The organism is Gordonia jinhuaensis (assembly GCF_014639795.1).
Taxonomy (GTDB): Bacteria; Actinomycetota; Actinomycetes; order Mycobacteriales; family Mycobacteriaceae; genus Gordonia_B; species Gordonia_B jinhuaensis.
In genome coordinates this window covers 1-14,797 of sequence record NZ_BMGC01000032.1, presented here as the reverse complement: position 1 = coordinate 14,797, position 14,797 = coordinate 1, and the positions used below count along the sequence as shown (strand labels likewise).

General features: G+C 65.6%; 10 protein-coding genes and 1 pseudogene. 4 read left to right on the top strand and 7 right to left on the bottom strand.

Annotated elements, in window-relative coordinates; all coding sequences use genetic code 11:
• Positions 1-22 precede the first annotated feature (22 nt).
• Complete coding sequence (uvrA, locus tag IEW22_RS16145) at positions 23-2,986, bottom strand: excinuclease ABC subunit UvrA (protein WP_229742802.1); 2,964 nt, start codon at positions 2,984-2,986, stop codon at positions 23-25.
• Positions 2,987-3,299: 313 nt separating this feature from the next.
• Between uvrA and IEW22_RS16140 the strand changes: the two genes are divergently transcribed.
• From IEW22_RS16140 to IEW22_RS16130, 3 genes are all read left to right on the top strand, one after another.
• Positions 3,300-3,977: an MBL fold metallo-hydrolase gene (locus IEW22_RS16140; RefSeq protein WP_188587771.1), complete on the top strand. Its 678-nt coding sequence runs from the start codon at positions 3,300-3,302 to the stop codon at positions 3,975-3,977.
• A gap of 91 nt (positions 3,978-4,068) precedes the next feature.
• Positions 4,069-5,043: a DoxX family membrane protein gene (locus IEW22_RS16135; RefSeq protein WP_188587769.1), complete on the top strand. Its 975-nt coding sequence runs from the start codon at positions 4,069-4,071 to the stop codon at positions 5,041-5,043.
• A gap of 128 nt (positions 5,044-5,171) precedes the next feature.
• On the top strand, positions 5,172-7,544 hold the full coding sequence (locus tag IEW22_RS16130) for a HelD family protein (RefSeq protein ID WP_188587767.1): 2,373 nt from the start codon (positions 5,172-5,174) through the stop codon (positions 7,542-7,544).
• Between the two features lie 26 nt (positions 7,545-7,570).
• Here IEW22_RS16130 and IEW22_RS16125 read toward each other — a convergent pair whose 3' ends face one another.
• Together IEW22_RS16125 and uvrB are read right to left on the bottom strand one after the other, a co-directional pair.
• Positions 7,571-8,020 (bottom strand): universal stress protein, encoded by a 450-nt coding sequence (locus IEW22_RS16125; protein ID WP_188587765.1) that lies wholly within the window; start codon positions 8,018-8,020, stop codon positions 7,571-7,573.
• 198 nt (positions 8,021-8,218) lie between these two features.
• Positions 8,219-10,372 (bottom strand): excinuclease ABC subunit UvrB, encoded by a 2,154-nt coding sequence (gene uvrB / locus IEW22_RS16120; RefSeq protein ID WP_188587763.1) that lies wholly within the window; start codon positions 10,370-10,372, stop codon positions 8,219-8,221.
• A 160-nt stretch (positions 10,373-10,532) separates the two neighbouring features.
• Between uvrB and IEW22_RS16115 the strand changes: the two genes are divergently transcribed.
• Positions 10,533-11,057 (top strand): DUF402 domain-containing protein, encoded by a 525-nt coding sequence (locus IEW22_RS16115; protein ID WP_188587761.1) that lies wholly within the window; start codon positions 10,533-10,535, stop codon positions 11,055-11,057.
• Positions 11,058-11,074: 17 nt separating this feature from the next.
• Here IEW22_RS16115 and coaE read toward each other — a convergent pair whose 3' ends face one another.
• The 4 genes and pseudogenes from coaE to IEW22_RS16095 all read right to left on the bottom strand — a co-directional run bounded on the left by coaE (position 11,075) and on the right by IEW22_RS16095 (position 14,707).
• Positions 11,075-12,274 carry a dephospho-CoA kinase gene (gene coaE, locus IEW22_RS16110; RefSeq protein ID WP_188587759.1) on the bottom strand — a complete coding sequence of 400 codons (1,200 nt, stop codon included), beginning with the start codon at positions 12,272-12,274 and terminating at the stop codon, positions 11,075-11,077.
• Between the two features lie 84 nt (positions 12,275-12,358).
• Positions 12,359-13,380, bottom strand: a pseudogene (gene dmpG, locus IEW22_RS16105) (4-hydroxy-2-oxovalerate aldolase).
• The gene (locus IEW22_RS16100) at positions 13,377-14,330 is read right to left on the bottom strand and encodes an acetaldehyde dehydrogenase (acetylating) (RefSeq protein ID WP_188587809.1); all 954 of its coding nucleotides are present in this window, start codon (positions 14,328-14,330) and stop codon (positions 13,377-13,379) included. Before IEW22_RS16100 ends, dmpG begins: the two are co-directional and overlap by 4 nt.
• 2 nt (positions 14,331-14,332) lie before the next feature.
• Positions 14,333-14,707 carry a 2-keto-4-pentenoate hydratase gene (locus IEW22_RS16095; protein WP_188587757.1) on the bottom strand — a complete coding sequence of 125 codons (375 nt, stop codon included), beginning with the start codon at positions 14,705-14,707 and terminating at the stop codon, positions 14,333-14,335.
• Positions 14,708-14,797 lie beyond the last annotated feature (90 nt).

The following is a 14,797-nucleotide window of genomic DNA, read 5'->3' as shown; positions in this document are numbered from 1 at the left end:
CCGACGCCGCGCGGGTGTCGGCTCAGCCGGCTACCCGTGCGGGCGTCTTCTTCCGTGTCGCACGGCTCTTGGACTGCCGCGGTGTGGTGGTCGTCGTCGACGCGCCTCGTTTGCCACCGGATGCCGGCGGACCGGCCAGCACCTGTCGCAGGAATTTCCCGGTGTGGCTGGCATCTTCGGCGGCCACATCCTCGGGTGTCCCCTCGGTGACGACCGTGCCGCCACCGGATCCGCCCTCGGGTCCCATGTCGATGACCCAGTCCGACGTCTTGATCACGTCGAGGTTGTGTTCGATCACGATCACCGTGTTGCCCTTGTCGACCAGCCCGTTGATCACCAGAAGCAGCTTGCGGATGTCCTCGAAGTGCAGGCCCGTGGTCGGCTCGTCGAGAATGTAGACGGTGCGACCCGTCGACCGCTTCTGCAGCTCCGAGGCGAGTTTCACGCGCTGGGCTTCACCGCCCGACAGCGTCGGAGCCGGTTGACCGAGACGGACATATCCCAGACCGACGTCGACCAGTGTCTTGAGGTACCGGTGGATGGAGGTGACGGGTTCGAAGAACTCTGCGGCCTCCTCGATAGGCATGTCGAGCACCTCGGAGATGGTCTTGCCCTTGTAGTGAACCTCGAGCGTCTCCCGGTTGTAGCGCGCGCCGTGGCACACCTCGCACGGGACGTAGACGTCGGGGAGGAAGTTCATCTCGATCTTGATGGTGCCCTCGCCGGTGCACGCCTCGCATCGACCGCCCTTGACGTTGAAGGAGAACCGACCCGGCTGGTAGCCGCGGACCTTCGCCTCGGTGGTCGCGGCGAACAGGGTGCGGATCTTGTCGAAGACACCGGTGTAGGTGGCCGGGTTGGACCGCGGGGTGCGACCGATCGGCGACTGGTCGACCTGCACGAGCTTGTCGAGCTTGTCGAGTCCGTTCACCCGGGTGTGTCGGCCGGGCACCTGGCGAGCACCGTTGAGCTTGTTGGCCATCACGGTCGCGAGGATGTCGTTGACGAGCGTCGACTTCCCCGAGCCACTGACGCCGGTCACCGCCGTGAGCACCCCGAGAGGGAAGGACACGTCGATGCCCTTGAGGTTGTGCTCGCGGGCGCCGACGACCGTCACCTGTCGCTTGGTGTCGATGGGTCGGCGGATCGCGGGGACCTCCAAGGTCTCCCGGCCGGCGAGGTAGGCGCCGGTCAGCGATTCGGTGTTGGCGAGGAGGTCGTCGTAGCTGCCGCTGTGGACCACGCGCCCACCGTGTTCGCCGGCGAGCGGCCCGATGTCGACGATCCAGTCCGCGGCGCGGATGGTGTCCTCGTCGTGTTCGACCACGATGAGGGTGTTACCGAGGTTGCGCAGCCGGGTGAGCGTGTCGATGAGTCGGCGGTTGTCACGCTGGTGCAGACCGATCGACGGCTCATCGAGGACGTAGAGCACTCCGGCGAGACCCGATCCGATCTGGGTGGCCAGCCGGATCCGCTGTGCCTCACCGCCGGACAGCGAACCCGCGGCCCGTGAGAGCGACAGGTACTCCAGTCCCACGTCGAGCAGGAAGGCGATACGCGCCTGCACTTCCTTGAGGACGCGCCCGGCGATGGCCTGCTCACGCTCACCGAGCGTGAGATCCGAGAGATAGTCGGCACATTCGGCCACCGACAGCGCGCAGACGTCGGCGATGGACTTCTCCCCGTACCGCTCGTGGTCGAGAGTGACGGCAAGGATCTCCGGTCGCAGACGGGCGCCTTCGCAGACCGGGCAGGGCACGTCGCGCATGTAGCCCTCGTAGCGATCCTTCATCTGCTCGGACTCGGTCATCTCCATCCTGCGGTGCAGGAAGGACATGACCCCTTCGAACTCGGTGTAGTACGAACGCGTCCGGCCGTAGCGATTGCGGAACTGCACATGCACCTGATGATCACTGCCGTTGAGAATCGCCTTGCGCGCCTTGGCCGGCAGCTTCTTCCACGGTGTGTCGGTGTCGAATCCCATGGCGTCGCCGAGGCCGGAGAGCAGACGCAGGAAATAGTCGGCGTTGTGTCCACCCGACCAGGGGGCGATCGCACCCTCGGCGAGCGTCATCTCCGGATCGGGTACCACCAGATCCTCGTCGACCTCCTTCTGCACACCCAGCCCATCGCATTCGGGGCAGGCACCGTAGGGCGAGTTGAACGAGAAGGACCGCGGCTCCAGGTCGTCGATGGCGAAGGGGTGTCCGTTCGGGCAGGCCATCTTCTCGGAGAACCTGCGCTCACGCGTCGGGTCATCCTCGTCACGATCGACGAAGTCGAGCACGACGATGCCGTCGGCCAGGCGCAGCGCCGTCTCGACCGAATCGGTGAGTCGCTGCTTGGCGGACTGCTTGACCACGAGACGGTCCACTACCACCTCGATGTCGTGCTTCTCCTGCTTCTTGAGCTTGGGGGGATCGGTGAGGGTGTGCACCACACCGTCGACACGCACACGCGAGAAGCCCTGCTGCTGCAGTGAGGCGAACAGGTCGACGAACTCGCCCTTACGGGTCCGCACCACAGGCGCAAGGACCTGGAACCGCGTTCCCTCGTCCATCTCGAGCACTTGATCGACGATCTGCTGTGGGGTCTGCTTGGCGATCCGCGCACCGCAGACCGGGCAGTGTGGCGTGCCGGCGCGGGCGTAGAGCAGCCGGAGGTAGTCGTAGACCTCGGTGATGGTGCCCACCGTCGACCGCGGGTTGCGGTTGGTGGACTTCTGGTCGATGGACACCGCCGGGGAGAGCCCCTCGATGAAGTCGACGTCGGGTTTGTCCATCTGCCCGAGGAACTGGCGCGCATATGCCGACAGCGACTCCACGTACCGCCGCTGTCCCTCCGCGAAGATGGTGTCGAAGGCCAGACTCGATTTACCCGAACCGGACAGCCCGGTGAACACGATCAGACTGTCGCGGGGCAGGTCGACGTCGACACCCCGCAGATTGTGTTCACGCGCACCGCGCACCACGAGGCGATCTGCCACAGTTTCCCTCACTCACGAACTATCGGAGACCGCAATCGCCGTCCCCCGCAGATCCCCGGGCGCAGCTGTGCTCGGCCCTGGGGACATATCGTTTCCATGCTATCCACGGCGTCCGACACCCACCCGGGCTGGAGTGCACGCCACCACCGGGCACGCTACCTCCGGCCACCGACAAAACCGTGGGTCGGATCCGAGGGAGCCGTCTTGCGCTGGGACGACGGTGCGCGTCGGACGTCGCCGACGCCTCCCGATCCGGGTGCCGACCGCGTCATCGGACATGTCGCCGGCCATCGCGCTCACGTAGGTTGTGATCATGACCTCAGCGGTAACGATCAGCGACGACTACACCGGCGACGTCAGCGGATCCCCCGATGCACAGCGACGCCTCACGCCGCATGCAGAGATCCTGAAGCTCTCGGTGGGGCCGATGGACAACAACGTCTACGTCGTGATCTCACGGGCGTCGCGCAGCGCTCTGGTGATCGATGCCGCCAACGACGGCGACCGCATCGTGGCGCTGCTCTCCGAACTCGACGTCATCCCCCGGGTGGTGGTGACCACCCACAAACACGCCGACCACTGGCAGGGACTCGCGCAGCTGCGCTCCGGCGTGGCCATCTCCACAGCAGCCGGTTCCGTCGACGCCCCCGACATCCCGCTCGACACCGACCGGATGCTCGACGACGGCGACACCATCGAGCTCGGCGACCTGACGTTGCAGGTGATCAGTCTGGTCGGGCACACGCCCGGATCGATCGCACTCGCACTGACCGACGACGTGACGCACCTGTTCACCGGCGACTCGTTGTTCCCTGGGGGACTCGGGAAAACGAACTCACCGGAAGACTTCGACTCCCTCTACACCGACGTCACCACGAAGCTCTTCGACGTCTACCCCGACGACACGATCGTCTATCCGGGACACGGCAAGGACACCACACTCGGCGCGGAACGCCCCGCACTTGCGCAGTGGCGCGAACGAGGCTGGTGACCACGCCCCCGCAGGCGACTGCGTCGGTGCGTTCAAGCCGGTAACGTCGTTGAGGTTCACGTTTGGGTGAGCCACATCGAGGAGGCTGTTGGTGCTGATCCGCCGAGTTGCACGACCCATGCTCGCATCGCTGTTCGTCGTTTCCGGATTCGACGCGGTGCGTTCTCCTGCCAAACGGGCTGAAAAAGCCGGCCCCGTCATCGCCGATGTCACGTCCAAGCTGCCCCCGGACATCGCCGCGCTGCTGCCGGACAACCCCGAGACGCTGGTCCGGGTCAACGGCGCGATCCATCTGGGTGCGGGCCTGACGCTGGCCGTCGGCAAATTCCCGCGGCTGTCTGCCGCGGTCCTCGCCGCAACGCTGGTTCCCACGACCGCAGCCGGACACGACTTCTGGAACGAGAGCGATCCGGCGATGCGCTCGATGCAGCGCACGCAGTTCTACAAGAACCTGAGCTTGCTCGGCGGTCTGCTGATCGCCGCCGTCGACACCGAAGGCAAGCCCGGCCTGGCCTGGCGCGGTAAGAAGGCGGCCGAATCCGCCTCGGCGGCCGTCGCGGCGGCGGTTCCCTTCGCCGCCACCGACAGCAAGCACGGTCGCCCCGAGATCGTCGACACCGTCGGCGAGCGTGCCACGGAGTTCGGCCACGTCGCCTCCGAGCGCGGTGCCGAATTCGCCGATGCGGCAAAGGAACGTGCCGCTGTGCTCGCCGACAATGCACGCGAACACGCCGCCGAGTTCGCCGACGTCGCCCGCGAGCGGGTGCCCGAGATCGCCGAGGAGACCCGTAAGCGCGGAAAGCGCTTGCGCGACAAGGTCGCCGACCGCGCTCCCGAGGTGCTCGAGTCGGCGCGCGAGCGCGCCGCGGAACTGGCACAGACCGCCCAGGAACGCGGTTCCGAGCTCGCCCAGACCGCACAGGAGCGCGGCAGCGAGCTGGCCCAGACGGCTCAGGAACGCGGCAGCGAGCTCGCCCGCACCGCACAGGAGCGTGGGGCAGAACTGGCCGACACCGCGCAGGAGCGAGGGGCCGAGACCCGCAGCAAATTGCGTTCGCTGCGCTGACGTCCCACGCGTGTGGTGATCGCAGATCGCGGTCACCACACGCCGGCCGCCGGCGGGTCGCCTCGCCCGGACTCTCCGACTTCCCTACAGCCCAGAGAGCATTCTCGATTGCACGAGCGCAGGACTTCATGACGCGAACCCACAACATCGACAAGGCCCCGTCGGAGGCCCCGTCCAACACCTCGGTCGCCGCCTCTGGGCGCGACGCTTCGGCGCCGGACGGCGGCACCGACGAGCGGGTCGCGGCCGAACAGACGTTCCTCGACGGGGTCTACGCACGACTCGACCGGTTACGCCGCAACACCCAGCGCCGACTCGCCAGTGAACTGCGCGAGGACGGCGAAGACAACCCCCAGCTGTTGTCCGAGCGCGAGTCCTACGAGCGCATGTACAGCGAGGACCTCGCGAAATTCGATGCCGCCGAGCACAACCTGTACTTCGGTCGGCTCGACATGGATGGCGGTGAGGTTCGCCGGATCGGCCGCATCGGAATCCTCGACGACGACGAGGACGACTCGACGCTGCTTCTCGACTGGCGAGCACCGCTCTCGCGACCGTTCTACCTCGCGACCCCGGCAGCCACCGAGGATGTGCACCGCCGCAGGCATGTGCGCACCAGATCCCGACGTGTTCGCGCGGTCAACGACGAGATGCTCGACGGCACCGGCGCCGACCCCACAGCCTCGGGCGGCGACGTGGTCAACGAGTCCGCGCTCATCGCCGCACTCGACGCCGCCCGAACCGGCGAGATGACCGACATCGTCGAAACCATCCAGCGCGAGCAGGATGTGATCATCCGGTCGGCACACCGCGGGGTGACCGTCGTGCAAGGCGCGCCCGGCACCGGCAAGACCGCAGTCGCCCTGCACCGGGCGGCCTATCTCCTCTACACACACCGCGACATCCTTTCGCGCAGCGGTGTTTTGATCATCGGACCCAATGACACGTTCCTGCGCTACATCGGCCAGGTGTTGCCCTCACTCGGTGAGACCGGCGTGTTGCTCTCGACGATCGGTGACCTCTACCCCGGGGTACACGGCAACCGTCCGGAGCCGCGCGAGACCGCCGTGGTCAAGGGCGACCTCCGAATGGTCGATGTGCTCAAACGAGCTGTGCGAGAACGGCAGACGCTACCGAGCACACCGATCACACTGACCTTCGATGGCTATCCGCTGGAGATCGACCGCAAGGTGATCACCCATGCCCGCGGACGTGCACGCTCGTCGCGACGCCCCCACAACCGGGCGCGCCCGGTGTTCCTCGACGCGGCATTCGACGCACTGGCACAGCAACACGCCGAGCGAATCGGTTCGAGCCTGCTCGACGGTAGCCAGCTCCTCAGTCGGACCGACATCGCCGACATCCGCGACGAGCTCGCAGCTGATGAGTCGATCCGCGCCGCCCTCGAGGAGTTCTGGCCGCATCTCACGCCGGCGAGCTTCCTTCTCGATCTGTACGCCTCACGCGATCACATCGACCGTGCCGGTGGCACGATTCTCGACCGCGACGAGAAGTCACTCCTCTTCGCCGACGAATTCCCCACCGATACATCGCAATTCACGCCGGCCGATGCGCCCCTGCTCGATGAGGTCGCCGAGATCATCGGCTACGACGAGCCCGACGAGTCCGAGCGGGAACGTGACGAGTGGCGTCAGCGACTGTCGGAGGCACAAGACGCCCTCGACATCCTCACCGGATCCGCACCGCAGGATCTGGAGGACGAACTCGATCCCGAGATCTTGATGGCCTACGACCTCATCGACGCCGAGCAACTGGCCTCCCGCCAGACCCAGCGCGAACGGCTGACCACGGCCGAACGTGCGCAGACCGACCGCACCTGGACATTCGGACATGTGATCGTCGACGAGGCCCAGGAACTCTCGCCGATGGCATGGCGGATGCTCATGCGCCGCACACCCAACCGGTGGATGACGATCATCGGGGACACCGCCCAGACGAGCGATCTCGCCGGCACCCGCGACTGGGGTGAGGTGTTGTCTCCCTATGTGGCACAGCGCTGGCGCCATCATGAGCTGACGGTCAACTACCGCACACCGCGCGAGATCATGGATGTGGCAACAGGAGTGCTCGCCGAGATCGACCCCGACCGCACACCCCCGACATCGCTGCGGTCGTCGGGGCGGTCCCCGGTGTCTGTTCGTGTCGACGCCGACGACGTGGTGGACGAAGCGCTGCGACGCGCACACGCCACCGAGTCCGACGGGCTGACTGCCGTGATCGTGCCTGATGAGCTCTACACACGTTTCGCCGTGGCAGTCGGTGACCCCGATGACGACCGCGCCGTCCATCTGACGACAGTCTCGGACGCCAAAGGCCTCGAGTTCGACGAGACCGTGGTGGTCGAGCCGACCGCTATCGTCGCGCAGTCACCACGTGGCCTGTCCGACCTCTACGTCGCCCTGACCCGCGCCACCCAGCAACTGTCGGTGGTGTACTCCGAGGACCTTCCCGCCGCGATGGCCCAGCATCTCGAATCCTGAGGATTCGCGAGTCAGACGGCGTAATGTCAGTGGACGGTGTGCACGATCAACACATCGCAACCCGACTTACGCGCGACGTCAGAGGGAACCGAACCCAGCAGACGTCCAGCGATCGAGTTGAGGCCACGGTTGCCGACCACCAGCAGGTCGGCGTTGACGTCGGTGACCAACTGCAGCAATGCATCAACCGGGGCACCCTTGATGGGGCGCGTGGTGATCTTGCGGGCACCGGCGGTGGCGGCACGCTCACGAGCGCGGCGCAGGATCTCCTCGGTCGGCGACGAGCCCTGCACCTGATACGCCTCGTCCTTGAGCAGATCGGCGACCGCGGCGTTGCTGCGGCCCTCACTCGGGATGTACGCGCACGCAATGATGAGCGTGGAGTCCTCCCCCGCCGTGGCACCGGCGCGGTCGACCGCTTTCATCGACGACTCCGAGCCGTCGGTCCCCACCACGATCGTCTGGTACGCCGCCACAACACCCCTCCGTCATCGGCAATTCCGCACCACGCGGACGCGCCGCGCGGTGCGATTGTTGACTGTGACACTAGTGGAGACAGGCGTATTGTCACAGCGTTTCGCCGTTGCCCCGAGTGTCTCGGCCATCACGTGCGGGCGGCCGCCGCACACTTCCGCGGGCATCGCTCGAGCTGCCCTCGCCCAGCTTCTGCGGGGCTATTTGATTCCCGCCGCGTCCATCCCGCGCAGTTCCTTCTTCAGGTCGGCGATTTCGTCGCGTAGCCGCCCGGCGAGCTCGAACTGCAGATCACGTGCCGCACTCATCATCTGGTCGGTGAGCTGGGTGATGAGGTCGGCGAGTTCTGCGCGCGGCATCGCTGAGACGTCGCGCTTCTCGATGACCCCCGCGCTGTGCGACTTCGACAGCTCACCCTGTGCGCGACGACCGCGCGACGAGTTGCGGCCCGAGCCACCGATCTCCACCTCGTCCTCGGCTTCGCGGTAGACCTGGTCGAGGATGTCGGCGATCTTCTTGCGCAATGGTTGCGGGTCGACCCCACGTTCCTTGTTGTAGGCGATCTGCTTCTCCCGGCGACGCTCGGTCTCCTCGATCGCCGCACTCATCGAGTCGGTGATCTTGTCGGCGTACATGTGCACCTCACCGGAGACGTTGCGCGCCGCACGACCGATCGTCTGGATGAGGCTGGTCGTGGACCGCAGAAAGCCTTCCTTGTCGGCGTCGAGGATCGCCACGAGCGACACCTCGGGCAGGTCGAGTCCCTCACGCAGGAGGTTGATTCCCACCAGCACGTCGTATTCACCGAGTCGCAGCTGCCGCAGGAGTTCGACTCGTCGCAACGTGTCGACTTCCGAGTGCAGATAGCGCACCCGGATCCCCAGTTCGAGCAGGTAATCGGTGAGATCCTCGGCCATCTTCTTGGTGAGTGTGGTCACGAGGGTGCGTTCGTCGCGATCGGTACGCTCCCGGATCTCGTGGACCAGGTCGTCGATCTGCCCCTTGGTGGGTTTCACCACGACCTTGGGGTCGACCAGACCGGTGGGCCGGATGACCTGCTCCACGAACTCGCCGCCGGTCTGACCCAGCTCATAGGCGCCGGGAGTGGCCGACAGGTACACCGTCTGCCCGATGCGCGAGACGAACTCGTCCCAGGTCAACGGCCGGTTGTCGACGGCCGAGGGCAGCCGGAAGCCGTATTCGACGAGGTTCCGCTTCCGCGACATGTCACCCTCGTACATGCCGCCGATCTGCGGGACGGTCACATGGGACTCGTCGATCACCAGCAGGAAATCCTCGGGGAAGTAGTCGATCAAGGTCGCCGGTGCCGAGCCAGGTCCACGGCCGTCGATATGTCGTGAGTAGTTCTCGATGCCCGAGCAGAAACCGACCTGCCGCATCATCTCCAGGTCGTAGGTGGTGCGCATCCGCAGCCGCTGGGCCTCGAGCAGCTTGCCGCGGCCCTCGAGATCGGCGAGGCGCTGCTCGAGCTCCTCCTCGATACTCGACATCGCCTTCTCCATGCGGTCGGGTCCGGCGACATAGTGGGTGGCCGGGAAGATCCGCAGCGAGTCGACCTCGCGGACGACATCACCGGTGAGCGGGTGCAGGTAGTAGAGCGCCTCGACCTCGTCCCCGAAGAACTCGATACGCACGGCGAGCTCCTCATAGGAGGGGATGATCTCGACCGTATCGCCGCGCACCCGGAACGAACCGCGGGTGAAGCTCATGTCGTTGCGGGAGTACTGCACGTCGACTAGCAGCCGCAGCAGCGCGTCGCGATCGACCTCCTGGCCGACCTCGAGCTGTACCGAACGGTCCAGATAGGACTGCGGAGTGCCCAGGCCGTAGATACAGGACACCGACGCGACCACGACGACGTCGCGCCGAGACAGCAGACTCGAGGTCGCCGAGTGCCGCAATCGCTCGACATCGTCGTTGATCGACGAGTCCTTCTCGATGTAGGTGTCGGTCTGAGCGATGTACGCCTCGGGCTGGTAGTAGTCGTAGTACGAGACGAAGTACTCGACAGCGTTGTGCGGCAACATCTCTCGAAGCTCATTGGCCAGCTGTGCGGCAAGTGTCTTGTTCGGTGCCATCACCAGCGTCGGCCGCTGCATGCGCTCGATGAGCCATGCGGTGGTCGCCGACTTGCCGGTGCCGGTGGCACCCATGAGGACGACGTCTTTCTCGCCGTCCTTCAGCCGATGCTCGAGCGCCTCGATCGCCGCGGGCTGATCGCCGGCCGGCTGGTGTTCGCTGACCACCCGGAACTCGGCCTCGGTGCGCTCGACCTCACCGATCGGACGGAACTCCGAATGTGCGAGTACGGGATGTTCTGCTGCAAACGCCATAACACAAGCCTAAACACGGGTACCGACATTTATGTTCCGGCGCGTCGCGCGACCCGGCCCCGTGCCGCTGTCATCAGCTGCGTGGACCAACCACCGGTACATGACAGACAGCAGGTCCGACCGGCCGCCGGTACCTGCGCTCACCCCGTACGCTTGTCGCATGCACGCGCCGAAACGAGAGGTCTTCGACGTACCGGCCATGACGAACACCGACAACAAGGGTGTGGTCCGCCCCGTCGACGAGTACACCACCACCGACTTCGGTCTCTACATGGCCCGGCCCGCCGATCATCCCCGCTTCAGCTACCTGGAGTCGTGGGTGCTCCCCCGCCTGTCGATGCGGGCTAACATCTTCCATTTCGTTCCGGGGCACCGAGCCGACCAGCGCCTCTACATCGACATCGGCGAGTTCAGCGGACCCGACGAACAGGGTCGCTGGCATGCCGAGGACTGGTATCTCGACCTCGTCGACCGTCCCGGTTCGCCGTTGCAACTCGTCGACGTCGACGAGCTCTTCGAGGCGCATCTGGCCGGACACCTGCGCACCGACCAGTGTGAGAAGGCGGTCACCACCGCGACGTCCGCCCTCGTCGGCGCTGCTGCCGACAACGACGACGTCGAGTCATGGCTCGCCGACTGCGGCGCCCCGCTCACCTGGAGATTCGGGCCACGCCTGGTGCTCTGATCGACCGGCGTTCGGATCTAGTGCGGGCCGCGCTCCGGGTCGGACAGTGAGGCCGCGATCGCGGCGTAGGCCTGGTCGAACCACGGCTCCTTGACCTCGAGGTAGCGGTCGATGTCACCCCCGGCCGTGTCCTCCGCTTGCCGCTTCAGGGCGAGGTAGTCCTCACGGAATCGGCTGTCGGCGCGCAGCCTGTCCCGAAATGCGACGGCGAAGACCGCACCCGGCGATCCCGCCACCCGCAGGTGGACGTTGGCAGGCCGACCCGGATCGGCGCTACCGTGCAGCCGCTTCACCCACACTGCCGGATCGGTGACACCGCTGCGCGGGTCGGGTTTGGGCTCGTCGTGGTCGACGCCGGTGCGGCGCGGGAACCCGCCGTCGGCGAGTACGTCGACCAGTGCGTCGGCCACGCCCATCTCGGCCACGCAGATCTGGATGTCGAGGACGGGCTTGGCCGCAAGCCCCGGCACCGCGGTCGAGCCGATGTGGTCGATCGCCGTCGCCTTCTCACCGCACAGCGCCCACAGTCGGTTCACCAGTCGCGCGCCGGCCGCCGCCCAGGCGGGGTCGGCGTCGGCCAGTGCCACCGGTCCCGACACCGCGATCCGCTCGCGCGTGTTGCGCTCGAACGGAACGAGCCGCTCATCCCACAACCGCCGTACCGCCTCGCGCGTGATCTCCTCATCACCGGAGTTGTCGATCCACACGTCGGCAACGGCTCGACGCTGCTCATCGCTGGCCTGAGCCCGGATACGCGCACGGGCGTCCTGCTCATCCATTCCGCGGATACGGGTCAACCGGTCCAGCCGGATCGTCTCGTCGGTGCCCACCACGGCGACCAGATGGAAGAACGGCGCCATCTGATTCTCCACGATGAGCGGGATGTCCTGCACCACGATCGCATCACCGGGTGCCTGCTCGACGAGTTCGGCTGTTCGCGCAGCGACCAGCGGGTGTGTGATCGAGTTGAGCTTCGCGCGCTGCTCGTCGTCGGCGAAGGCCTTCGCCGCCAATGCGGGCCGGTTGAGCGCACCGTCGGCGGAGAGGATCTGTTCGCCGAACGCCTCGACCAATGCGGCGAGCCCGGGCGTTCCCGGTTCCACGACCTCACGCGCGATCCGATCGGCATCGACGACGATCCCGCCGAGTTCGGTCAGTGCACGTGCAACGGTGGATTTGCCGGCGCCGATCCCGCCGGTGAGGCCGAGTCTGATCATGGGTGCCAATCTGTCACACGCGACCGACATCGGGTCGACGGCCCGCACACCTCGCGGTTGTCGACACAGGTCACGCAGCAGTCGTCAGCGCGACACCTCCCGCTCACCCAGGAGGTCCAGCGCGATGTCGACGATCATGTCCTCCTGCCCGCCGATCAGATTGCGTCGGCCGCATTCAACGAGAATGTCGCGCACATCAAGTCCGAAGTGATGGGCCGCGGCCTCGGCATGCCGAAGAAATGACGAGTAGACACCGGCGTACCCGAGCGTCAGGGTCTCGCGGTCAACGCGCACCGGACGATCCTGCAGGGGGCGAACGATGTCATCGGCAGCATCCTCCAACTCATTCAGATCGCAACCGTGCTCGTATCCAGACAGATTAGCCACTGCAACGAAGGCCTCGATGGGACAATTGCCAGCCCCCGCACCGTGTCCGGCGAGGGACGCGTCCACTCGACGCACCCCGTTCTCGACTGCGACCACGGAGTTGGCAACCGCCAGCGACAGATTCTCGTGCGCGTGGATCCCGATCTCGGTCTCCGGATCCAAGACTTCCCGATACGCACTGACCCGCGCCTCGATGTCCCTCATGGTCATCCGCCCGCCCGAGTCTGTGATGTAAACGCAGTGTGCCCCATACGACTCCATGAGCTTCGCCTGTGCCGCGAGCTGCTCGGGTGCGGCCATGTGCGCGAGCATGAGAAAACCGGAGACATCCATTCCGATCTCACGGGCGGCGTAGATGTGCTGAGCCGACGCGTCCGCACCTGTGCAGTGAGTGGCGACTCGGACTGAGCGCACACCCAGCTCGTAGGCGCGCCGAAGGTCCGCCACGGTTCCCACCCCTGGCAGCAGCAAGGTCGTGAGTCTCGCCTTGCGCAGCGCACCGGCGGCGGCTTCTATCCATTCCCAGTCCGTGTGCGATCCGGGACCATAGTTCAGGGAGCCACCACCAACCCATCACCATGGGACACCTCGATGGCGTCGACGCCCGCATGGTCCAGCGCAGTTGCTATTCGCGCGACGTCGCGGGTGGAGATGTGATGGCGAAGCGCATGCATGCCGTCCCGAAGAGTCACATCTTGAATGAAGACCTTGCGAGTCATGCTGCGGATTCTTGGTCGGCAGTGGCGATTCGTTCTGCGAAGAGCACGGCGGCCGTCGTCATGACGTCGAGGTTGCCCGCATAGGCTGGCAAATGGTCGCCGGCACCCTCGACTTCGAGAAAGATCGACACCTGGTGGGTCGGACATGTCACATTGCCGCGTAGGAGGGTCCCGACTGGGCTTCCAGGAGCGATCGGGTTCATCTGCACCTGCTGCTTCAGGCGGTAGCCTGGCACACTCGACGCGATATCCTCCACCGTCATCTCGACTGCCTCCTCGATCTCGCTCTGTGTGAGCTCGTCATTAGCGTGCACCAGAGCGAATACCGTGTCCCGCATGGTCAGCGGTGGATCAGCAGGATTCAGGATCGTCATCGCTTTTCCTCGCTTTGCACCGCCTACCTGTTCGATGGCCAATCCGGTCACCTCAGTGAACTCATCGATGTTGGCGCGGAGCGCCGGGCCGGCCGCGTTGGACGCGATCGACGCCACGACCTCCGCGTACGCAACGTCGGCAACAGATGCCAATGCTGCAATTATCGGGATCGCAGCCTGTCCGGGGCAGGTCACCAAGTTGACGACGGGGGCGTTGAGGTGGTCTTCCATGTTCACCGCGGGCACGACCAACGGTCCCGCTGCACCAGCGGTCAGGTCGATCACACGCTTTCCCGGCATGTGCAGACGAGATACGTTGCGACGGTGCACAGCCGCGCTCGTTGCATCGAATACGATGTCGATGTCGTCGAATCCTTCGAGCTCGAGCAGGCCGCCGATACCGCGACAGGTCGTGGGAACACCAATCTCCATCCCCTTCTGCAATCCTGCAGCATGTGGATCGATGTCGGCAACCGCGCTCAACTCGAGACTTCCGGCGGAGCGAACGATCTTCATCACGAGATCGGCACCAATGTTTCCCGCGCCTACGACCGCCACTTTCTTCGTAGCTGGCAACGTCACTCGCCTCGATCCACTGTCAGCTCCGCAAATCGCGCGCTCACCGACCCCAGGCCAGATATCTCAACCACCACTTCGTCGCCCGCGGTCACCGGTCGCATCTCGCCGAGAGCGCCGGCGAGAACGACCTGCCCCGTACGCAGGGGCCGACCGAACTTCCGAGCGACCTCCGCCAACCAGGCAACCGCATTGAGCGGATCACCGAGACAGTCCGATCCGACACCGTTGGACACCTCATTGCCGTTGATCATCATCCGCATACGCGCGTCAACAGGGCTGAATTGATCAAGACTGACGTGTTGTTCCCCCAACACATACAGACCCGCTGAGGCATTGTCAGCGACGGTATCCCCAAATGAGAGGGCCTGGTGCACGGATAGGTGACAGGGTTAGTCACGCGGCCTGAGGGGCCTCGTGGTTGATGATGGTCTCGAATTCAATGGGGGTCAATCTGCCGAGGCGGT